Genomic DNA, 19,197 nt, shown 5'->3' with positions numbered 1-19,197 from the left:
CCGGAACGCCTTGAACCACCCGTGGATGCGAAGTGGACGACGCCCCTGCTGACCGCGGTCGCACCCGTCGCGTGGGGATCGACGTACTACGTCACCGGCGCCTTCCTCCCGCCCGATCGTCCGCTGTTCGGGGCCCTGATGCGGGCGCTCCCGGTCGGGCTGCTGCTGCTCGCGCTGCGGCCGACCCTGCCCAGCGGCTCGTGGTGGTGGCGCGCCCTGCTGCTCGGCACGCTCAACATCGGCGCGTTCTTCGCCCTGATCTTCGTGGCGGCCTACCGGCTGCCCAGCGGGCTGGCGGCGACGCTGACGGCCACGGCGCCCATCGCGATGATGCTCGTGGCGTGGCTGCTGATCGCCGAGCGCCCACGGCTGGCCTCGCTCGGTGCGGCCGTCCTCGGCATCGCCGGGGTCGCCCTGCTCGTCCTGAGGGCCGGCTTCGCGGTCGACATGGTCGGGGTCGCCGCCTCGCTCGGCGCCGTGGTGATGTCGTCGTTCGGCTACGTGCTGCTCAAGCGGTGGACCGCCCCGGTCGACCTGCTCACCCTCACGGCCTGGCAGCTCGTCGCCGGCGGCCTGCTCCTGCTGCCCGTCGCGCTCGTCGTGGAGGGGCCGCCGCCCGCGCTGGACGCGCCGGCCGTGCTGGGCTTCCTCTACATCGGCCTCGTGGCCACGGGCCTGGCGAACTACCTGTGGTTCCGGGGCCTGCAGCGGATGCCGGCCGCGTCGGTGTCGCTCATCGGCCTGCTGAACCCGGTGGCCGGCACGGTGCTGGGCGTGGCCCTGGCGCACGAGATCTTCGGCCCCGTGCAGGCGATCGGCATGCTGCTGGTGCTGGCGGGCGTGCTGCTGGGCCAGGCGCCCGTGCAGGACGCGCTCGGACGCCTGCTGCGGCGCCGCGAGCGGGTGCCGGTGCGCTGACTCACTCCTTGCGTTCGACCCAGGCCTGGTTGCCGGGCTCGATCACCTCGAGCTCGACCGTGCCGAAGTCGCCGAGGACGAACGTGACCGGCTCGTCGCGGTCGACGCCCTCGGGCAGGTCGAACGTCGACGTGGTCGGCACGTAGTCCATCGTCGCCGGGCGGCCCTCGACCGCGCTCACCTGCACCGTGACGGTCTGGCCCTCGGCACTGGCCTGGCGGACGATCGCGGGATTCGTGCTGCTGCCGTACGTCACCACGTGGATGCGTCCCTCCTCGCCGACGACGACGCCCGCGGGGGAGTCGAGTCGCTCCTCGACGCCGGACGGCACGCCGCGGCTCGGGGCCGGCGTCGGCGAGTCTGAGCCGGGGGAGTCGTCCTCGCCACCGCACGCCGTGAGGGCGAGGGCCACCACCGCCAGCACCGCGACTCGGGACAGGATGCGCATGGCGGCTCCTCGATCAGACCGGCAGCAGGCGGGTGACGAAGTGCGTCAGCTGATCGACGTTCGCGCACTCGTGCATGGGGACGATCTCAGCGTAGGCCAGCGCCTCGGAGTCGCCCAGACCCCACCGCGTGTGGTGCTCGGGATTGAGCCAGTACGTCCGTCGCGACCGCATCGCGATCTCGTGGAGGGCGTCGAAGCGCGGGTTCTGGTTGTTGTTGCGCGCATCGCCCAGGATCAGCACCGCGGTGCGCGGGCCGACCGCGTCGAGGAAGAACTCCTGAAAGTCCAGGAAGGCCTCGCCGTAGTCGCTGCTCGTGTGCCACTTCGTGATCTTCGCCTCGGCACGGATGCGCGGCTCGATCTCGGCGCCACCGGAGACCGCGCCGTCGCGGACGATCTCGGTGACCTCGGCCATGGCGTTGACGAACGCGAAGACGCGGACCTTGCTGAACTGCGCGCTCAGTGCCTGCGTCAACAGCATCGTGAAGTTGGAGAAGCCCGCGACCGAGCCCGAGACGTCGCACAGCAGGACGAGCTCGGGGCGGCTGGGACGCGGCTTCTCGAACACGGGTCGCATCGGGACGCCGCCGGTGCCCATCGCGCGGCGCAGCGTGCGGCGCATGTCGATCTTCCCGCGGCGGCGACGCCGGCGACGGGCGGACAGGCGCGTGGCCAGCACGCGCGCGAGGGGCTGCACCGAGCGGCGCAGCTCCTCCAGCTGCTGGCGGTTCGCGCTGAGGAAGTCCACGCGGTCGCGTGACGAGCGCACGGCGTGGCGGGCGACGAGCTCGCGGCCACGCAGCTCGGCGGAGCGACGCCGGGCCTCGGCCTGCACCATCTCGCGGAAGGCCTCGACGCCCTGACGGACCTCGTCGCGGGCGAGGCGGTCGGTGAACTGCGTGCCGAGGCCCTGCCCGCCCTGGCCCGAACCGCCACCGGGACGCATCGCCATGGCGGCGGCGATGAGCGTCTGGGGCTGGAGCCGGTCGATGGTCTGGTAGGCCGACCAGCCGGCGGTCTCGGTGCCGGGCTGGCCCACCTCGCCGAGCACGTCGACGGCGATCTCCGCGATCTGAGCCAGCGTGCGCGGGTCGCGGTCGAGCAGCGCCATGAGCAGCAGCTCGCGGATCTGCTGGACGTCGAGGTCCTCGTCGGCGTCGCGGGCGGCCTCGGGACGGCCCACGCCGATCGGGAAGAACAGGTCGAAGGTCTGGTCGAAGACGTCGCGCTGACCGCCGCGGCGCACGAGCGCAGCGGCGAGGCCCTCGCGGAGCAGGTCGCGGTCGTCGAGGCCCAGCACGCGCATGACGTCGGCCGCGTCGATCGTCTCGCTGGGCCCGGCGTTGACGCCCTTGACGCGCAGCGCCTCGACGAACTCGACCAGCCGGGCGGCGACCTGGGTGCTCATGAGAGAACGGCGTCCAGGTCCAGCTTCGCGCGGGCCTTGTCGATGTCGTCGTTGTGCTTGAGCACGACGCCGAGGCTCTCCGAGACGACCTCGGAGGTCAGGGTGTCGGCGCCGAGGGCCACGAGGGTGCGCGCCCAGTCGAGCGTCTCGGAGACCGAGGGGGCCTTGCGCAGCGGCATCGCGCGCAGGGCGTTGACGACGCGGACCACCGAGTCGGCGAGCGCCTGGTCGAGGTCGGGCACCTTCAGGGCGACGATGTCGCGCTCCAGGTCGGCCGAGGGGAACTCGATGTGCAGGAACAGGCAGCGGCGGCGCAGCGCCTCGCTCAGCTCGCGGGTCGCGTTCGAGGTCAGCACGACGAAGGGGCGCTGGGTCGCCGTCACGGTGCCGAGCTCGGGGATCGTGATCTGGAAGTCGCCCAGGACCTCCAGCAGCAGACCCTCGATCTCGACGTCGGCCTTGTCGGTCTCGTCGATGAGCAGCACCGTGGGGCCCTCGTTGCGGATCGCCGAGAGCAGCGGGCGCGGCAGCAGGAACTCCTCGGAGAAGATGTCCGACTTCGCCTCGCTCCACGTCTCGTCCTGTCCGGCCGAGATGCGCAGCAGCTGCTTCGCGTGGTTCCACTCGTAGATCGCGCGCGACTCGTCGACGCCCTCGTAGCACTGGAGGCGGACGAGCTCGGCGCCGCAGGCCTGGGCGACCGCGCGCGAGAGCTCGGTCTTGCCGACGCCGGCGGGGCCCTCGACGAGCAGCGGCTTGCCCAGCTCGCTGGCGAGGAAGACGGTGGTGGCGACGGCGTCCGAGGCCAGGTAGCCGGCCGTGGCCAGGCGCGCCTTGACGTCGGCGACCGAGGAGAACGGCATGGTGCCCTTGTTGAACATGGATTCAACTCTACGCTGTCCGTATGGCCAAGACGGTAGTGAGGTACACGTCACACCACGACGTCGAGTCGGCGTTCGCCCGGGTGACCGACTGGGAGCGCCACCGCGTGCCCCTCACGACGATCACCACGCGGCCCGACGGCTTCACCGCCCGGACCGCGATCGGACCCGTCGGCTTCGACGACCCGATGGACGTGACGGCGTGGGAGCCGCCGCGCCGCGTCGACCTCGTGAAGCGGGGACGCGTCGTCCGGGGGAGGGCCTCGATCACCGTCGAGCCGCACGGCACGGGGTCGGTCGTCACGTGGGACGAGGACGTGAGTGTCATCGGCGTGCCGCGCCTCCTCGACCCGGTCACCCGGCGGCTGCTGGGCCTGATGGTCTCGACGGTCCTGCGGCGTCTGCTGGCCTGACTAGGCTGGACGCATGTCCGCCGCCGAGAACGAGGTCGTCGACCTCTGCCGTGACCTGATCCGGATCGACACGTCCAACTACGGTGACTCCTCGGGCCCGGGCGAGCGCGCCGCCGCCGAGTACGTCGCCGCCAGCCTCGCCGAGGTCGGCATCGAGTCGACCATCCTCGAGTCGGAGTCCGGACGCGCCTCGGTGCTGGCGCGGTGGGGCGACCAGACCTCCTCGCGCCCCGGGCTCGTGGTCCACGGCCACCTCGACGTGGTGCCGGCGCAGGCGTCGGACTGGTCGGTCGACCCGTTCGCCGCCGAGATCGTCGACGACTACGTCGTGGGCCGCGGCGCCGTGGACATGAAGGACTTCGACGCGATCCTGCTGGCCGTGGTGCGCGAGCGCCAGCGTGCCGGCCGCATCCCCGCCCGCCCGATCCTGCTGGTCTTCACGGCCGACGAGGAGGCCGGCGGACAGCTCGGCGCCCACTGGCTCGTGGCCGAGCACCCCGAGTGGTTCGAGGGCTGCACCGAGGCCGTCGGCGAGGTCGGCGGCTTCTCCACCGAGGTCGCCGGCAAGCGCCTCTACCTGCTGGAGTCGGGGGAGAAGGGCATCGCCTGGCTGCGCCTCACCGCCACCGGCACGGCCGGCCACGGCTCGATGGCCAACCCCGACAACGCGATCACCCACCTCGCCCGGGCGCTCGTCCGCATCGGCGAGCACGAGTGGCCCCTCGAGCCCGGCCCCTCGATGCGGCTGCTGCTGGACAAGGTGCGCGAGCTGAGCGGCACCGAGGGCACGCCCGACGAGCTCCTCGAGCACTTCGGCCCCGCCGTGCGGATGATCGGCTCCGGCCTGCGGAACTCGACCAACACGACGATGGCGCAGGCCGGGTACAAGCACAACGTCGTGCCGGGGGAGGCCGTCGCCTACGTCGACGGACGTCCGCTGCCCGGACACCACGAGACGTTCGTGTCGCGCGTGCAGGACATCGTCGGCGAGGGCGTCCGGGTCGAGCCGTACCACCAGGACATCCCGCTCGAGTACGGCTTCGAGGGCGACCTCGTCGACGCGATGACCGTGTCGCTGCTCAAGCACGACCCCGAGGCGCACGTCGCGCCCTTCCTCATGTCCGGTGGCACCGACGCGAAGGCGTGGCACAAGCTCGGCATGACGTCGTACGGGTTCGTGCCGCTGCGGCTCCCTGCCGACCTCGACTTCACCGCCCTGTTCCACGGCGTCGACGAGCGCGTGCCGGTCGACGCGCTGCAGTTCGGCACCCGGGTCTTCGACGAGTTCCTCGATCTGGCCTGACCCCGCATACCTCCGCAGGGGTGGGGTACTCCCTCGACGCAAGAGTCACAGTCGATCGAGTGGAGGTGGCCACCATGGCCCGAAAGCTGACGTTCCTCGTAGGTGCCGCGGCCGGATACGTCCTGGGCACGCGCTCGGGACGAGAGCGGTACGACCAGATCGTCCAGAAGGCGCAGAGCCTGTGGAAGGACCCGCGGGTCCAGGACGTGGCCGACAAGGCGCAGCACGCCGCCCAGGAGCACGTGCCGGGAATGGGCGGGAGCGACTCGGGCAGCGGCTCGAGCTCCGGCAGCAGCGGGTCCGGCTTCGGCGGCTCGGGCTCCGGCTCCGGCAGCACCGGGTCCAGCACCGGCGGCAGCAGCTTCGGCTCCGGCGCCGGCTCGACTCCGGGCGGCACCGGTAGCTCCGGCACGGGCGGCTCGGGCACGACCGGCGGCGGGACCGGAGCCGGTGGGCGATGAGTCACCACGAGCCCGGTGGTGAGGCCTCGACGGGCGAGCTCATCTCGCGCCTGACCGACGAGCTCAAGACGCTCGTCCGGGACGAGATGCGCCTCGCCCAGATCGAGGTCTCGAGCAAGGCCAAGCGGGCCGGCGTCGGCGCCGGCATCATCGGCGCCGGCGGCCTGATCGCGCTGTACGGCCTCGGCGCGCTGATCGCCGCGATCATCGCGGCGCTGTCGCTCGCCATGGACGTCTGGATCGCCGCCCTGATCGTCGCGGTGGTGCTGTTCGTCATCGCCGGCGTCGCCGCCCTGATGGGCAAGAACCGCGTGCAGGAGGCCGGCGCCCCCGTGCCCCAGGCGACGGTGGAGAGCGTCAAGGCCGACGTCGACGCCGTCCGTCACGCCCGCGATCACTGAACCGGAGGAACCCATGACCGAACCCCACGAATCCGAAGTGCTGCGCGAGGACGTCGAGCGCACCCGTGAGCAGCTCGCCGACACCGTCGACGAGCTGGCCGCGAAGTTCGACGTCAAGTCCAGGGCGAAGGAGTCCGCGCACGAGTTCACCGAGTCCGCGAAGACGCAGGTCGTCGACTCCGACGGCAAGCCGCGCCCGGAGGTGCTGGCACTCGCCGGCGGCCTCCTGTCGCTGTACCTCGCGAGCCTGGTGCTCCGCTCGCTGCGCCGGCGCCGCTGATGGCATCCGAACCCGGTCAGGCGCACGGCCCCGACTCCCCGAAGGAGCTCAAGAAGCGGCCGTGGATGTACGTGTTCCGCAAGACCGCTCGGGAGTTCTCCGAGGACCAGGGGACCGACCTGGCGGCCGCGCTGACGTACTACTCGGTGCTGGCCCTGTTCCCCGGTCTGCTGGCCGTGCTGTCGCTCGTCGGCCTGACGGGCCGCAGCGCGGACACGGTCGACGCGATGCTCCAGGTGCTGCGAGACATCGGGGCCTCCGGCGCCGCGGAGACGCTGGAGCCGACGCTGCGCCAGCTGGGTGAGAACCAGAACTCGGGTCTCGGGTTCGTCATCGGCCTCGCAGCGGCGCTGTGGTCGGCCTCGGCCTACGTCAACGCGTTCTCGCGGGGCATGAACCGCATCTACGAGATCGACGAGGGACGTCCGTTCTGGAAGCTGCGCCCGGTCATGCTGGTGCTGACGCTGGTGACGGTCCTGCTCACCGCGCTCGTGGGGCTGAGTCTCGTGCTCACCGGTCCCGCCGCGGAGGCGGTCGGCAACGCCCTCGGGATCGGCGAGACCGCCGTGACGGTCTGGAACATCGCCAAGTGGCCCGTGATGCTGTGCGTCGTGGTGCTCATCGTGGCGCTGCTCTACTACGTCACGCCGAACGTCAGGCAGCCCCGGTTCCGCTGGATCAGCGTGGGCGCCGTGGTCGCGATCGTGACGTGGCTGATCGCGTCGGCGCTGTTCGGCCTCTACGTGGCCAACTTCTCGAACTATGACCGCACGTACGGCTCCCTGGCCGGCGTCATCGTGTTCCTGCTGTGGCTGTGGATCACGAACCTCGCGCTGATCTTCGGCGCCGAGCTCGACGCCGAGCTCGAGCGGGGTCGTGAGCTGCAGGCCGGGCTGCCGGCCGAGGAGGAGATCCAGCTGCCTCCGCGCGACACCACGAAGATCGAGAAGGACCGCAAGAAGTACGAGGAGGACGTCCGTCGGGCCCGTGCGCTGCGGCGCAGCCGCGGCGAGACGGACGACGCCTGACCGTCAGACGGTGGCGCGCATCCGGATGACCTTGCGCCGCAGCCGCACCGTGCGGTGACCGGTGGGATCCTTGCGCAGGCGGTCGAGCTCCCAGCCCTGGAACTCGGCCGCCTGTGTCAGCCACTGGCACACGGCGTTGCGCGACTTGGTGCGCGAGATGGCGACGTCCCAGAACTCGTACTCGATCATCGGACTCCTTCGGACACGTCGCTCAGCGCGGCGACGATCTCGTGCGGCAGGTCGAGCAGCTCGGAGCCGAGGGACTCCTGGAGCTGGGCGGTGGTGCGGGCGCCGACGATCGCGGCGCCGACGTGCGGCTGGTCGCGCAGCCAGGCCAGCGCGACGTGGGAGATCGGCACGCCGAGTCCCTCGGCGGCTGCCGCGAGGGCATCGACCACACGGGCCTTGGACGGGGTCAGGTGAGGGGCGACGAACGCCTCCCAGCGGGCGTCGGCCGCCCGCGAGTCGGAAGGGACGCCGCCGCGGTACTTCCCGGTGAGGACGCCGCGGCCCAGCGGCGACCAGGCGAGGAGGCTCAGGCCCGCGTGCTGCGCGGCCGGGACGACCTCGATCTCGGGCTCGCGTCGCAGCAGCGAGTACTCGACCTGGGTGCTGACCAGCGGCACGCCTCCGCCGAGCCGGCTGAACGCGTGCTGGGCGGCCACGGTCTGCCAACCGGTGAAGTTGCTGATGCCGGCGTAGCGGACCTTGCCCGAGCGGATCGCCTGGTCGAGCGCGGCCATCGTCTCGTCGACGGGGACGGAGTCGTCCCAGCGGTGGACCTGCCACAGGTCGAGGTGGTCGGTGCCGAGGTCGGCGAGCGTCTGGTCCAGCTGGCGCAGCAGCGAGCGCAGGGAGCCGTCGGTGACGACCCGGCCGTCACGACGCGCGACCCCCGCCTTGCCGGCCAGCACGAGCTCGTCCCGGACGCCGTGCTTGTCGAGCAGCGCGCCGATGACGCGCTCGCACGATCCGTCGCCGTAGATGGGGGCGGTGTCGAGGAGGGTGCCGCCGGAGTCGAGGAACAGCCTCAGCTGCTCGTCGGCCGCGTACTCGTCGACGGCCGCACCCCAGGACATGGTCCCGAGAGCGAGTCGCGACACCTGGAGACCGGAACCGCCGAGTCGACGCACCTGCATGCGGATGAGGTTAGTCGGTGGCCTGAACTTTGCTGTGTAGGCTCGCACGGTGGATCTGCTGCGCTCCGTCATCCTGGGCATCGTCCAGGGCCTGACCGAATTCCTCCCGATCTCGAGCAGCGCGCACCTGGCGATCGTGCCGCAGCTGCTCGGCTGGGAGGACCCCGGCGCCGCGTACACCGCGGTGGTCCAGATCGGCACCGAGCTGGCGGTCGTCCTCTACTTCTGGCGTGACATCTGGACCATCGGGTCCGGCTGGGTGAAGGGCCTGTTCAGCGCCGACGCCCGTCGCCAGTCCGAGTGGCGGATGGGCTGGTTCATCATCATCGGCTCGACGCCGATCGTGATCCTGGGCCTGCTGCTGGAGGACCTGATCGACAGCGAGTTCCGCAACCTGTGGTTCATCGGCGCGATGCTCATCGGCATGGGCCTCGTGCTCGGCCTCGCGGAGAAGCTGGGGCGCAAGACCAAGCCGATCGCCGACCTCTCCACGCGCGACGCGATCCTGCTCGGCTTCGCGCAGTCGTGCGCACTGGTGCCGGGCGTGTCCCGCTCGGGCGCGACGATCTCGATGGGCCTGTTCCTGGGCTACGAGCGCCAGGCCGCCACCCGCTACGCGTTCCTGCTGGCGATCCCCGCCGTCGTGGGCGCCGGCGTCTACAAGCTCAAGGACATCCCGGGCGGTGAGAACGCCTACGGCACCGTGCCCACGCTCGTCGGCACGGCCGTCTCGTTCGTGGTCGGCCTCGCCGTGATCCACTGGCTGCTCAAGTACGTCAGCAACCATTCGTACAAGCCGTTCGTGATCTACCGCGTCGCCCTCGGCTCCCTCGTGCTCATCCTGCTCGCCGCCGGCGTCCTCACCGGCGCCGTCGCCGCCTGACGCCGCTGTGGGGCGCGGCCGGGACGAACGATGAGGCATTCGGGTATCGGAGCGGGGCCGAAGGCATCATCGTTCGTCAGCTGAGCGGGCCGACGGGTGATCTTGTGCGACCTGCGCCCGTATGTGGGCCTGAGCGCCACAAGATAGGCAGTGGGCGCGGTCATGGGACGAACAATGATGCATGTGGATACCGGAGGGGGGCCAAAGTCCTCATCGTTCGTCCCGCACGCCCGTCCCTGACGTCAGGCCGAGGCGATCAGCCAGTAGCCGACCAGCACCGCGAGGTAGAGCAGGCCGAGTGCGGCGCTCACGCCGACGATCCAGGGCCACGGCGACGGGTTCCGCGGTGTCGGCTGTTCCGGACGACCCGTCGCCGGGTACGGGGGCACGCCGAACCTGTCTTTCGTCCGTCCGTCCTCGTGGGCAGTCACGACGGGATCTCCGCTCGAACCCTCACAGCCAGCCCGACTTCTTGAATCGGCGGTAGACGTAGAAGCAGGCGGCGCCCATGGCGGCGAGGCAGATCGGGTAGCCGTAGGTCCAGGTGAGCTCGGGCATGTGCTCGAAGTTCATGCGAACAAGTTCCCGACGGCGCGAAGCATGACCTCACCTCTGCCCGCGGGCAGAGGTGAGGTGGCTCGCAGGCCCTCGGAGCGAGCCTTATCTGAAGACGGCGATGGGACGGATCATCACCGCCGGTGAAGTGAAGGTGATGTCGTCATCGCCAATGAAGACGCCAAGTCCCTCTGCACCCTCCTGCATGTGCTTGACGGCTTCGGTCATGGTGTCGATCTCCATGGGAGTCGCGGGCGAGTCCTTCAAGATGCGCACTGCTGAGACCTTGTCGTCCGGTCCGAGAAGTGAGTCCACTTGTCCGATCACGGTGAACCGACCTTCGGCGTTCTCAAGTCCGCCCACGATGTACGGAGCCTCGAGGGACCCGAGGATCCGAGGCTCCTCGGCGCCGTGAGGAGCCAGGTAGACCGGAAGCGTCCGCTGTCCTCCGGCTCCCGACATCCAGTTCTCCATCATGCGGGCGATGCCCTTGGCCTCTGCAAGCTCCTTGCCCTTGAGGTCGAACACGTTCCCGGGCTTAGTCGCACCTTCCACGAAGGAGGTGTAAGCGGTAAACATGCGGAAAATCGGCGAGAGCTTTACGTCAGCCACGAACTCGATCGTGTCTCCGACCTCGAGCTCGTCGCGAACACTCTGATCCCAGCCCTCGAACCGGCCGATGGCGTCAGCTTGATCCAGAGTCGAGTACCACGAGTCGAAAGCCGAGAAGCGTGTGCGCGTGCGTCGCAGCTCCGCCTCCATCGATGCCTGCTTCTTCTTCGAAGCACCAACCTTCGCGGGTCCCGCGCTGAGACCTCCCTCAAATCCGCCTTCGCCGGACTCGATGGACTTTTCAATGATCTCGTCGACCATCCCTGCTTCGAGTGCGGACAGGGAATTGATGACGGTGTCGTAGTTCAGATAAAGGAACTCGCGGTGCAGACGCTTCTTGGGCTTGATGTATTTCGCCATGCTTCCTCCTGCTGGTCGGAGGTTCGAAGATATAGGCGAGGAGAGACAGAGTGTCCCCATTCGATCGAAATTGCAGCCAGCCGAACTTTCGGAATGTCCTCCAGACCCGCCAACACGCGAGTCCGGTGAACTTCGTCACGATCCAGAGGTACGCCGGATCGCTTCCGGAACCTGGTTCCCGCAAGTTGATCGAATATTGTTCCGGACGACCAGGGCTAAAGGGATGACGGCACAGGCGGAGGAGCGCGAACACCGGACATTGGATGCCACAGGCTCGTACCCTCACTGTCATGAAGCCGCTCTCGCAGACCGAGCTGAGTTCTGCTGCCTACGACTTCCGTCAGACGGCGGCAGGCGAGTCGCTCGTCGCGAACCTGACTTCTAGTCCCGCCGAGCTTCCACTGGACTGTCGCGAAGCACAGAACGCTCCGCGTTCCGCTATCGAGTCGGCGGAAAGCGCGATCGCTCTTGGAACGATGGTAAATCGGTTGTGGAAGGTATCCGAGGGCAAAGAGGTAAAGGGGACGTGGGCCACGCCGGCTCAAGACTGCCTGCGCGCCAGCGTTCTCTTCGCGGGTGCCGGACTAGACCGCGCGTTGAAGCGCCTGGCGGATGATGCACTGCCTGCGCTCCTCGACTTCGATGACGAGGTGAACTCCAAGTTCACCGCGTTCGCGGAGCAAGCCATCGGGAACGGAGGTTCTGTGAACCCGAAGGAACTCGTGTCGTTGCTCCTCGGTCGAGGTGAGACGCCTCGCGACACGCTGAGCAACCGATGGCGGTACGAGTTGCAGAGCGCGAGCGCTCAGTCAGCCGAGCGCGTTGAACAGTTTGCTCTTGCACTGGGAGTAACGGACGCATCGCTCAGAAAGCGGATCAAGCCCACCCCCAAGAAGACGAGTCGGTTGGAGCGCGCCTTCTCTGCTCGAAACCAGATCGCTCACGAACTCGACGTAACTAAGCCGACAGAGGCGGTCCGTCAACGGCTCGAGAGGATCCGGCGCCAGCGAAGCGTCGGGGATGTCCGGGAATACGTCGTTGAGATGCTTGACGTCACGCAGTGTGTCATCAATGACGTAGCAGCAAGGCTGGTTGCAAATGGCGCGGTTTGACAGACGCGGCGATGGCGACACGCATTTCGGCGCGTTATAGCCATCCGGACTTTCGGAACGCTCTCCAAACCCACCAACACGCGAGTCCGGTGAACCCCATCACGATCCAAAAGTACGCGGGATTGCTTCCGGAACCTGGTAAGCGCAAGTTCATCCCGTAGATCCCGGCGACGGCCGTGGGGATGGCGAACAGCGTGGCGCCGGCGGTGAGCTTCCGCATGTCCTCGTTCTGCTGCACGCTCAGCTGGGCGAGGTGGGCATTGAGCGCGTTGGTCAGCAGCGAGTCGATCGAGTCGATGGCATCGAGGGCGCGCTGGAGGTGGTCGGCGATGTCGCGGAAGTACGGGCGCAGGTCCTCGGGGTCGGCCACCTGGGCGAAGCGCAGGATCGGGTCGCGCAGGGGAGCGACGGCGTGCCGGAACTCCAGCGTCTCGCGCTTGAGCCGGTAGATGCGGGCCGAGTCGCGGGTGCGGTCGGCCGAGAACACCGAGGTCTCGACCTCCTCGACGTCGGTCACGAGCTCGCCGGCGACGTCCTCGTAGCGGTCGACGATAGCGTCCACGACGGCGTGGACGGCCGCGATCGGGCCCTGCCTGAGCCGCTCGGGCACCCGTTCGGCGCGGTGGCGGGCCATCGACAGCTCGGGCCCGCCGTGGCGCACCGTCAGGACGTAGTGCCGTCCGAGACAGATGTTGACCTCGCTGGTGGTGATGTCGTCGTCGCTGTACGAGACGATCCGCAGCGACAGGAACAGGTGGTCGCTGAACCGGTCCACACGCGGCCGCTGGTGGGGTGCGAGCGTGTCCTCGATCGCCAGCGGGTGCAGTCCGAGGGCGCCGCCGAGGCGCTCCATCTCCTCGTGCGTGGGGTCGCTGACGCCGATCCAGAGGAAGTCCTGACCGCTCAGGTCGGCCAGCGTGTCGTCGAGCGTCTCGGGGTCGCGGTCGGTCTCCTCGCGCACTCCGTCGAGATACACCGCGCAATCCATGATCACCTGCTCATTGTGGACTTCAGGGTCCCGATAGGCTCGACGACATGCAGAGTTGGTCCCGCCCGCCGATCCCACGACTCTCGGACTCCGGGCTCGGTACGGGACCGCAGCTCCACGTCCATGACACGGCCCGCCGCACGGTGGTCCCGTCGGCGCCCGACGGCGCCGCGCGCCTCTACGTCTGCGGCATCACGCCCTACGACGCCACGCACCTCGGGCACGCGAACACGTACCTCGCGTTCGACCTGCTGCAGCGCCAGTGGCTCGACCAAGGCCTTGAGGTCCACTACACGCAGAACGTCACCGACGTCGACGACCCGCTGCTCGAGCGCGCGAACGCCACGGGCATCGACTGGGTCCAGCTCGCCGAGCGCGAGACGCAGCTGTTCCGCGAGGACATGACGGCCCTGCGCATCCTGCCGCCCGAGCACTACATCGGCGCGGTCGAGTCGATCCCGCTCGTGATCGACCTCGTGCGCCGCCTGGAGAAGACCGGCGGCGTCTACAAGGTCGATGACGACCTGTACTTCGAGGTCCGCTCGTCGGGGACGTTCGGCGAGGTCTCGGGCTTCGACACCGAGACGATGCTGAGGATCTTCCCCGAGCGCGGCGGCGACCCCGACCGCGCCGGCAAGCGCGACCCGCTCGACTGCCTCCTGTGGCAGGCCGAGCGTCCGGGCGAGCCCGCCTGGGACACCGAGCTCGGCCGCGGCCGTCCCGGCTGGCACATCGAGTGCGCCGCGATCGCACTGCACCACCTGGGCACGGCGTTCGACGTGCAGGGCGGCGGCTCCGACCTGGTCTTCCCGCACCACGAGATGTCGGCCGCCGAGGCCGAGGCCGCCACGGGCGAGCCGTTCGCGCGCGCCTACGTCCACGCCGGCATGGTCGGCTACGAGGGCGAGAAGATGAGCAAGTCCAAGGGCAACCTGGTGCTCGTCTCGAAGCTGCGCGCCGAGGGTCACGACCCGATGGCGATCCGGCTCGCGCTGCTGGCGCACCACTACCGCGAGGACTGGGAGTGGTTCGCCGAAGCGATCGACGCCGCCGAGCAGCGCCTCGCCACGTGGCGCGCCGCGGCCGACCGCTCGACCGGTCCCTCGGGCGAGGAGCTCGTCGAGCGGCTGCGCGCGGCGCTCGCGAACGACCTCGACGCGCCGGCCGCCCTCGCGGCGGTCGACGAGTGGGCCGCCACGCAGGGCACCGACGTGGACGGACCGCGCACCGTGCGCGCCGCGGTCGACGCGCTGCTCGGCGTCGCGCTCTGACCGCCGGGGAGCGGTGAGTGCTCAACCTCAAGCACCCCTCATGAGGTTGACCAGTCACCGCCCACCCGCGGGAAGGGTTGACTGCTCACCGCTCACGAAGGGGACCGGGCGTCAGGAGTCCTCGGTGGGGCGCCGGCGCAGGTAGCGCTCGAACTCCCGCGCGATCGCGTCGCCGGAGGCCTCGGGCGGCTCGCCGGCGTCGCGCTCGTTCTCCAGGGTGCGGACGTACTCGAGCAGGTCCTCGTCCTGCTCCATGAGGTCGTCGGCGCCGCGCTGCCAGGCGTCGGACATCTCGCGCAGCACGCCCTGGGGGAGTCCGACGCCGATCGCGTCCTCGAGCGCGCCCAGCAGGCCCAGCGTGGCCTTGTAGCAGGGCGGCTCGGCCACGTAGTGCGGCACGGCGGCCCAGATGCCGGCGGTGGCCAGTCCCGCGCGGGCGGCGACGTCGCTGAGCACGGTGGTGATGCCGATGGGGCCGCTGTAGCGCGACTGGTCGAGGGAGAGCCGCTCCATCAGCACGGGGTCGTTCGTGGATCCGGTGACGGGCACGGGCCGCGTGTGCGGCGTGTCGGCCAGCAGGGCGCCGAGGGTGATCAGCTCGTGCACGCCGGCGGCCTGCGCGAGATCCACCACGGTGGCGCAGAACGCCTGCCAGCGGTAGTTCGGCTCGACCGCGCGCAGGAGCAGGACGTCGCGATCCTGGCGCGGCGGATGGGCCAGGTACAGCGTGGGGGTGGGCCACACGATGTCGCGCGTGCCGTTCTCCGAGGGCGCGATGACCGGGCGGACCGCCTGGAAGTCGTAGAACTCCTGCGGGTCGAGCTCGGCGAAGATCTCGGCGTCCCACTCCTCGAGGAGATGGTCGACGGTGCTCGTGGCGGCGTCCGCCGCATCGTTCCAGCCCTCGAAGGCGGCCACCATCCAGGGGTTCCTCAGGCGGGCGATGTCGGCGTCGGTCACGCCTTCAGCCTACTCATCCTCGGTTCGATAGCCGAGGTTCGGCGACAGCCACCGCTCGGCCTCGGCGATCGTCCAGCCCTTGCGCTCAGCGTAGTCCTGCACCTGGTCGCGCCCGATCCGGCCGAGCACGAAGTACTGCGACTGCGGGTGCGAGAAGTACAGACCGCTCACCGAGGCGCCCGGCCACATCGCCATGCTCTCGGTCAGCTCGATGCCGGTGCGCGCCTCGACGTCGAGCAGCTCCCAGATGGTGCGCTTCTCGGTGTGCTCGGGGCACGCGGGGTAGCCCGGCGCAGGACGGATGCCGTCGTACTTCTCCTTGATGAGCTCGGTGTTCGAGAGCTTCTCGTCGGGGGAGTAGCCCCACAGCTCGGTGCGCACCCGCTCGTGCAGGCGCTCGGCGAACGCCTCGGCCAGCCGGTCGGCCAGCGCCTCGACCATGATCGCGGAGTAGTCGTCGAGCTCGGCCTTGAACGCCGTGACGCGCTCGGTGCTGCCGAGTCCGGCGGTGACCGCGAAGGCGCCCACGTAGTCGGGCAGGCCCGTCTCGGCCGGCGCGACGAAGTCGGCCAGGGAGCGGTGCGGGACGCCGGGGCGGTGCTCGGTCTGCTGGCGCAGGTGGTGCAGGCGCGTGAGCTCGGTCGTGCGCGACTCGTCGGCGTAGACGATCGTGCTGTCGCCTTCGCGCGCCGCGGGGAACAGACCGGCGATGCCGCGTGCGGTCAGCCAGTCCTCGGCGATGATGCGGTCGAGCATCTCGTTGGCGTCGTCGTAGAGCTTGCGCGCGGCCTCGCCGTGCGTGGGGGAGTTGAGGATGTCGGGGAACGAGCCCTTCATCTCCCAGGCGTTGAAGAACGGCTGCCAGTCGATGTACTCGCGCAGCTCGCCCAGCGGGTACGGGCCGAACTCGTGGATGCCGGGCTTCGCCGGGACCGGAGGCGTGTAGGCCGACCAGTCGAGCGGCGTCTGGCCCTCGCGCGCGGCCTCGAGCGGCAGGATCGTGCGCGCGTCGCCGCGGTTGGCGTGGCGCTCGCGCAGCGCGTCGTAGTCGGTCTTGATGTCGGCCATGAGCTTCGGGCGCTGCTCGTCCGAGAGCAGGGCGGCCACGACCGGCACCGAGCGTGAGGCGTCCTTGACCCACACGACGGGGCCGGGGTACTTGCGGTCGACCTTGACGGCGGTGTGGGCGCGCGACGTGGTGGCGCCGCCGATCAGCAGCGGGATGTCGAAGTCCTGGCGCGCCATCTCGGCGGCGAAGCTCTCCATCTCGTCGAGCGACGGCGTGATGAGGCCGGACAGGCCGATGACGTCGGCGTCGTGCTCGCGCGCGGCGTCCAGGATCTTCTGCGCCGGCACCATGACGCCGAGGTCGATGACGTCGTAGTTGTTGCACTGCAGCACGACCCCGACGATGTTCTTGCCGATGTCGTGCACGTCGCCCTTGACCGTGGCCATGACGACGGTGCCGTTGCTGTTGCCCACGTCGTCGGGCGACTTCTCGGCCTCGATGAACGGGATGAGGTACGCGACGGCCTTCTTCATGACCCGCGCTGACTTCACGACCTGGGGCAGGAACATCTTGCCGGCGCCGAACAGGTCGCCGACGACGTTCATGCCGTCCATCAGCGGGCCCTCGATGACCTCGATCGGGCGGCCGCCGCGATCGGAGATCAGCTGGCGCAGCTCCTCGGTGTCGGACTCGACGTGGGCGTCGATGCCCTTCACGAGGGCGTGGGTGATGCGCTCGCCGACGGGCAGGTCGCGCCACTCCTCGGTGGCGGCCTCGGCCTTCTCGCCGTCGCCGGCGTAGTCCGAGGCGATCTCGAGGAGGCGCTCCGTGGCGTCGTCGCGGCGGTTGAGGACGACGTCCTCGATGCGGTCGCGCAGCTCGGTGGGCACGGTGTCGTAGGGCACGAGCGCGCCCGCGTTCACGATGCCCATGTCCATGCCCGCGCCGATGGCGTGGAAGAGGAAGACGGCGTGGATCGCCTCGCGCACGGGGTTGTTGCCGCGGAACGAGAACGAGACGTTGGAGACGCCGCCCGAGACGAGCGCGCCGGGCAGGTTCTGCTTGATCCAGCGGGTGGCCTCGATGAAGTCCAGGCCGTACTCGGCGTGCTCCTCGATGCCCGTGGCGACGGCGAAGACGTTGGGGTCGAAGATGATGTCCTCGGCCGGGAAGCCGACCTCCTCGGTCAGGATCCGGTAGGCGCGCTCGCTGATCTGCTTGCGGCGCTCGAGGTTGTCGGCCTGGCCGTCCTCGTCGAAGCCCATGACCACGACGGCCGCACCGTACTTGCGGCACAGGCGCGCCTGCTCGACGAACTTCTCCTCGCCCTCCTTCAGGGAGATCGAGTTGACGATGCACTTGCCCTGGATGGCCTTGAGGCCGGTCTCGATGACCTCGAACTTGGACGAGTCGACCATGACCGGCACACGGCTGATGTCGGGCTCGGCCGCGATCAGCTTGCAGAAGCGGTCCATCGCGGCGACGCCGTCGATCATGCCCTCGTCCATGTTGATGTCGATGACCTGCGCGCCGTTCTCGACCTGCTGCAGCGCCACCGCGAGGGCCGCCGGGTAGTCCTCGGCCTTGATGAGGTTGCGGAAGCGGGCCGAGCCGGTGATGTTCGTGCGCTCGCCCACGTTGACGAACAGGGAGTCCTCGGTGACGGTGACGGGCTCGAGACCCGAGAGGCGCAGTGCCGGGGCGATCTCGGGCAGCTCGCGCGGGGGCAGGCCCTCGACGACCGAGGCGATGCGGCCGATGTGGGCCGGCGTGGTGCCGCAGCAGCCGCCGACGACGTTGAAGAAGCCGCTCTCGGCGAACTCGCGCAGGATCCCCGCGGTCTGGTCGGGCGACTCGTCGTACTCGCCGAACGCGTTCGGCAGACCGGCGTTGGGGTAGCAGGAGATGTGACAGTCGGCGATGCGCGAGAGCTCGGCGATGTAGGGGCGCATCTCGTCGGCGCCCAGGGCGCAGTTCAGGCCCACGAGCAGCGGGCGCACGTGGCGGACCGAGTGCCAGAAGGCCTCGACCGTCTGGCCCGAGAGCGTGCGGCCCGACGCGTCGGTGATCGTGCCCGAGATGACGACGGGCCAGCGGCGGCCGGTCTCCTCGAACAGCGTCTCGACGGCGAAGATCGCCGCCTTGGCGTTGAGGGTGTCGAAGATCGTCTCGATCATCAGCAGGTCGGCGCCGCCGTCGACCAGACCGCGCGCGGCGACGAGGTAGGCGTCGACGAGCTCGTCCCACGTGACGTTACGGGCGCCGGGGTCGTTGACGTCGGGGGAGATCGAGGCGGTGCGCGTGGTCGGGCCGAGCGCGCCGGCGACGTAGCGCGGGTGCTCGGGCGTGCCCACGGCGTCCGCGGCCTCGCGGGCGAGCCGCGCGGCGGCGTAGTTCAGCTCGTACGCGAGGTCGACCATGTCGTAGTCGCGCAGCGAGATCGCGTTCGCGTTGAACGTGTTCGTCTCGATGATGTCGGCGCCGGCCTCGAGGTACTCGCGGTGGATGCTCGCGATGATCTCGGGCTGGGTCAGCGTCAGGAGGTCGTTGTTGCCCTGGACGTCGCACGACCACTGCGCGAAGCGCTCGCCGCGGTAGCCGGCCTCGTCGGGCCGGTCGCGCTGGATGGCGGTGCCCATGGCGCCGTCGAGCACGAGGATCCGTCGCGCCATCGCCTCGGTGAGAGCGGCGGTGGCGTCGGGACGGAACTGCGGGACGAACTCGGTCATGGGTGAAGAATCCTCGGGGCATCGGCGAACGGATGCTG

The 19,197-nt window shown here is 69.7% G+C and carries 21 protein-coding genes; 10 read left to right on the top strand and 11 right to left on the bottom strand.

All coding sequences use genetic code 11. From position 1 onward, the window contains the following. Positions 1-21 precede the first annotated feature (21 nt). Entirely contained in the window at positions 22-918 is an 897-nt protein-coding gene (locus tag ACGWYL_RS14525; protein WP_317628285.1) for an EamA family transporter, read from the top strand. A gap of 1 nt (position 919) precedes the next feature. On the opposite strand, the gene ACGWYL_RS14520 is transcribed toward ACGWYL_RS14525, so the two are convergent. The 3 genes from ACGWYL_RS14520 to ACGWYL_RS14510 are packed head-to-tail and all read right to left on the bottom strand — an operon-like array spanning position 920 to position 3,655. Further along, entirely contained in the window at positions 920-1,366 is a 447-nt protein-coding gene (locus ACGWYL_RS14520; protein ID WP_395487542.1) for a hypothetical protein, read from the bottom strand. Positions 1,367-1,379: 13 nt separating this feature from the next. Continuing rightward, entirely contained in the window at positions 1,380-2,774 is a 1,395-nt protein-coding gene (locus ACGWYL_RS14515) for a VWA domain-containing protein (protein ID WP_269302329.1), read from the bottom strand. After that, on the bottom strand, positions 2,771-3,655 hold the full coding sequence (locus tag ACGWYL_RS14510; RefSeq protein WP_218845746.1) for a MoxR family ATPase: 885 nt from the start codon (positions 3,653-3,655) through the stop codon (positions 2,771-2,773). Before ACGWYL_RS14510 ends, ACGWYL_RS14515 begins: the two co-directional genes overlap by 4 nt. A gap of 23 nt (positions 3,656-3,678) precedes the next feature. Between ACGWYL_RS14510 and ACGWYL_RS14505 the strand changes: the two genes are divergently transcribed. The 6 genes from ACGWYL_RS14505 (at position 3,679) to ACGWYL_RS14480 (ending at position 7,541) form a co-directional block, all read left to right on the top strand. Next, positions 3,679-4,068, top strand: coding sequence for an SRPBCC family protein (locus ACGWYL_RS14505; protein ID WP_395487541.1), 390 nt, complete (start codon positions 3,679-3,681; stop codon positions 4,066-4,068). A gap of 13 nt (positions 4,069-4,081) precedes the next feature. Next, complete coding sequence (locus ACGWYL_RS14500) at positions 4,082-5,371, top strand: M20/M25/M40 family metallo-hydrolase (protein ID WP_179424280.1); 1,290 nt, start codon at positions 4,082-4,084, stop codon at positions 5,369-5,371. A gap of 74 nt (positions 5,372-5,445) precedes the next feature. Continuing rightward, positions 5,446-5,832, top strand: a complete 387-nt coding sequence (locus ACGWYL_RS14495; RefSeq protein ID WP_395487540.1) for a YtxH domain-containing protein — start codon at positions 5,446-5,448, stop codon at positions 5,830-5,832. Continuing rightward, positions 5,829-6,233, top strand: coding sequence for a phage holin family protein (locus tag ACGWYL_RS14490; protein ID WP_269302326.1), 405 nt, complete (start codon positions 5,829-5,831; stop codon positions 6,231-6,233). The genes ACGWYL_RS14495 and ACGWYL_RS14490 overlap by 4 nt, the downstream gene beginning before the upstream one ends. A 13-nt stretch (positions 6,234-6,246) precedes the next feature. Then, positions 6,247-6,513, top strand: a complete 267-nt coding sequence (locus tag ACGWYL_RS14485) for a DUF3618 domain-containing protein (RefSeq protein ID WP_179424283.1) — start codon at positions 6,247-6,249, stop codon at positions 6,511-6,513. Further along, positions 6,513-7,541 carry a YihY/virulence factor BrkB family protein gene (locus tag ACGWYL_RS14480; protein WP_395487539.1) on the top strand — a complete coding sequence of 343 codons (1,029 nt, stop codon included), beginning with the start codon at positions 6,513-6,515 and terminating at the stop codon, positions 7,539-7,541. Before ACGWYL_RS14485 ends, ACGWYL_RS14480 begins: the two co-directional genes overlap by 1 nt. Before the next feature lie 3 nt (positions 7,542-7,544). Here the strand turns inward: ACGWYL_RS14480 and ACGWYL_RS14475 are convergent, their stop codons facing one another. After that, positions 7,545-7,730: a DUF5703 family protein gene (locus ACGWYL_RS14475; RefSeq protein ID WP_179424285.1), complete on the bottom strand. Its 186-nt coding sequence runs from the start codon at positions 7,728-7,730 to the stop codon at positions 7,545-7,547. Further along, positions 7,727-8,686 carry an aldo/keto reductase gene (locus tag ACGWYL_RS14470; protein WP_269307051.1) on the bottom strand — a complete coding sequence of 320 codons (960 nt, stop codon included), beginning with the start codon at positions 8,684-8,686 and terminating at the stop codon, positions 7,727-7,729. Before ACGWYL_RS14470 ends, ACGWYL_RS14475 begins: the two co-directional genes overlap by 4 nt. Positions 8,687-8,729: 43 nt before the next feature. Here ACGWYL_RS14470 and ACGWYL_RS14465 point away from each other — a divergent pair, with 43 nt between their 5' ends. Continuing rightward, positions 8,730-9,563 carry an undecaprenyl-diphosphate phosphatase gene (locus tag ACGWYL_RS14465; RefSeq protein ID WP_179424287.1) on the top strand — a complete coding sequence of 278 codons (834 nt, stop codon included), beginning with the start codon at positions 8,730-8,732 and terminating at the stop codon, positions 9,561-9,563. Between the two features lie 242 nt (positions 9,564-9,805). Here the strand turns inward: ACGWYL_RS14465 and ACGWYL_RS14460 are convergent, their stop codons facing one another. The 3 genes from ACGWYL_RS14460 to ACGWYL_RS14450 form a co-directional block, all read right to left on the bottom strand. Beyond that, positions 9,806-9,952 carry a hypothetical protein gene (locus ACGWYL_RS14460; protein WP_179424288.1) on the bottom strand — a complete coding sequence of 49 codons (147 nt, stop codon included), beginning with the start codon at positions 9,950-9,952 and terminating at the stop codon, positions 9,806-9,808. A 64-nt stretch (positions 9,953-10,016) separates the two neighbouring features. After that, entirely contained in the window at positions 10,017-10,136 is a 120-nt protein-coding gene (locus ACGWYL_RS14455; RefSeq protein WP_395487538.1) for a CorA family divalent cation transporter, read from the bottom strand. A gap of 87 nt (positions 10,137-10,223) precedes the next feature. Next, positions 10,224-11,090 carry a hypothetical protein gene (locus ACGWYL_RS14450; RefSeq protein ID WP_395487537.1) on the bottom strand — a complete coding sequence of 289 codons (867 nt, stop codon included), beginning with the start codon at positions 11,088-11,090 and terminating at the stop codon, positions 10,224-10,226. Positions 11,091-11,380: 290 nt separating this feature from the next. Between ACGWYL_RS14450 and ACGWYL_RS14445 the strand changes: the two genes are divergently transcribed. Then, complete coding sequence (locus tag ACGWYL_RS14445; RefSeq protein ID WP_395487536.1) at positions 11,381-12,202, top strand: hypothetical protein; 822 nt, start codon at positions 11,381-11,383, stop codon at positions 12,200-12,202. A 34-nt stretch (positions 12,203-12,236) separates the two neighbouring features. On the opposite strand, the gene ACGWYL_RS14440 is transcribed toward ACGWYL_RS14445, so the two are convergent. Next, positions 12,237-13,178 carry a magnesium and cobalt transport protein CorA gene (locus ACGWYL_RS14440; protein ID WP_395487535.1) on the bottom strand — a complete coding sequence of 314 codons (942 nt, stop codon included), beginning with the start codon at positions 13,176-13,178 and terminating at the stop codon, positions 12,237-12,239. A 59-nt stretch (positions 13,179-13,237) separates the two neighbouring features. Between ACGWYL_RS14440 and mshC the strand changes: the two genes are divergently transcribed. Beyond that, entirely contained in the window at positions 13,238-14,461 is a 1,224-nt protein-coding gene (gene mshC, locus ACGWYL_RS14435) for a cysteine--1-D-myo-inosityl 2-amino-2-deoxy-alpha-D-glucopyranoside ligase (RefSeq protein ID WP_179424290.1), read from the top strand. A 111-nt stretch (positions 14,462-14,572) separates the two neighbouring features. On the opposite strand, the gene ACGWYL_RS14430 is transcribed toward mshC, so the two are convergent. Next, complete coding sequence (locus tag ACGWYL_RS14430) at positions 14,573-15,421, bottom strand: PAC2 family protein (RefSeq protein WP_269302320.1); 849 nt, start codon at positions 15,419-15,421, stop codon at positions 14,573-14,575. A 9-nt stretch (positions 15,422-15,430) separates the two neighbouring features. Then, the gene (gene metH, locus ACGWYL_RS14425; RefSeq protein WP_179424291.1) at positions 15,431-19,159 is read right to left on the bottom strand and encodes a methionine synthase; all 3,729 of its coding nucleotides are present in this window, start codon (positions 19,157-19,159) and stop codon (positions 15,431-15,433) included. Between the last annotated feature and the right edge of the window lie 38 nt (positions 19,160-19,197).

Source organism: Aeromicrobium sp. JJY06 (assembly GCF_044069275.1).
In the GTDB taxonomy this organism is placed as follows: domain Bacteria; phylum Actinomycetota; class Actinomycetes; order Propionibacteriales; family Nocardioidaceae; genus Aeromicrobium; species Aeromicrobium tamlense.
The sequence above is the reverse complement of the archived record's forward strand: the minus strand, read 5'-3'. Positions and strand labels throughout refer to the sequence as shown.

Coding starts and splice junctions, on each gene's coding strand:
- ACGWYL_RS14455 (WP_395487538.1), bottom strand. CDS start 10,136: ATGAACTTCGAGCACATGCCCGAGCTCACCTGGACCTACGGCTACCCG.
- ACGWYL_RS14485 (WP_179424283.1), top strand. CDS start 6,247: ATGACCGAACCCCACGAATCCGAAGTGCTGCGCGAGGACGTCGAGCGC.
- ACGWYL_RS14515 (WP_269302329.1), bottom strand. CDS start 2,774: ATGAGCACCCAGGTCGCCGCCCGGCTGGTCGAGTTCGTCGAGGCGCTG.
- ACGWYL_RS14495 (WP_395487540.1), top strand. CDS start 5,446: ATGGCCCGAAAGCTGACGTTCCTCGTAGGTGCCGCGGCCGGATACGTC.
- mshC (WP_179424290.1), top strand. CDS start 13,238: ATGCAGAGTTGGTCCCGCCCGCCGATCCCACGACTCTCGGACTCCGGG.
- ACGWYL_RS14480 (WP_395487539.1), top strand. CDS start 6,513: ATGGCATCCGAACCCGGTCAGGCGCACGGCCCCGACTCCCCGAAGGAG.
- metH (WP_179424291.1), bottom strand. CDS start 19,159: ATGACCGAGTTCGTCCCGCAGTTCCGTCCCGACGCCACCGCCGCTCTC.
- ACGWYL_RS14500 (WP_179424280.1), top strand. CDS start 4,082: ATGTCCGCCGCCGAGAACGAGGTCGTCGACCTCTGCCGTGACCTGATC.
- ACGWYL_RS14475 (WP_179424285.1), bottom strand. CDS start 7,730: ATGATCGAGTACGAGTTCTGGGACGTCGCCATCTCGCGCACCAAGTCG.
- ACGWYL_RS14450 (WP_395487537.1), bottom strand. CDS start 11,090: ATGGCGAAATACATCAAGCCCAAGAAGCGTCTGCACCGCGAGTTCCTT.
- ACGWYL_RS14505 (WP_395487541.1), top strand. CDS start 3,679: ATGGCCAAGACGGTAGTGAGGTACACGTCACACCACGACGTCGAGTCG.
- ACGWYL_RS14510 (WP_218845746.1), bottom strand. CDS start 3,655: ATGTTCAACAAGGGCACCATGCCGTTCTCCTCGGTCGCCGACGTCAAG.
- ACGWYL_RS14445 (WP_395487536.1), top strand. CDS start 11,381: ATGAAGCCGCTCTCGCAGACCGAGCTGAGTTCTGCTGCCTACGACTTC.
- ACGWYL_RS14490 (WP_269302326.1), top strand. CDS start 5,829: ATGAGTCACCACGAGCCCGGTGGTGAGGCCTCGACGGGCGAGCTCATC.
- ACGWYL_RS14520 (WP_395487542.1), bottom strand. CDS start 1,366: ATGCGCATCCTGTCCCGAGTCGCGGTGCTGGCGGTGGTGGCCCTCGCC.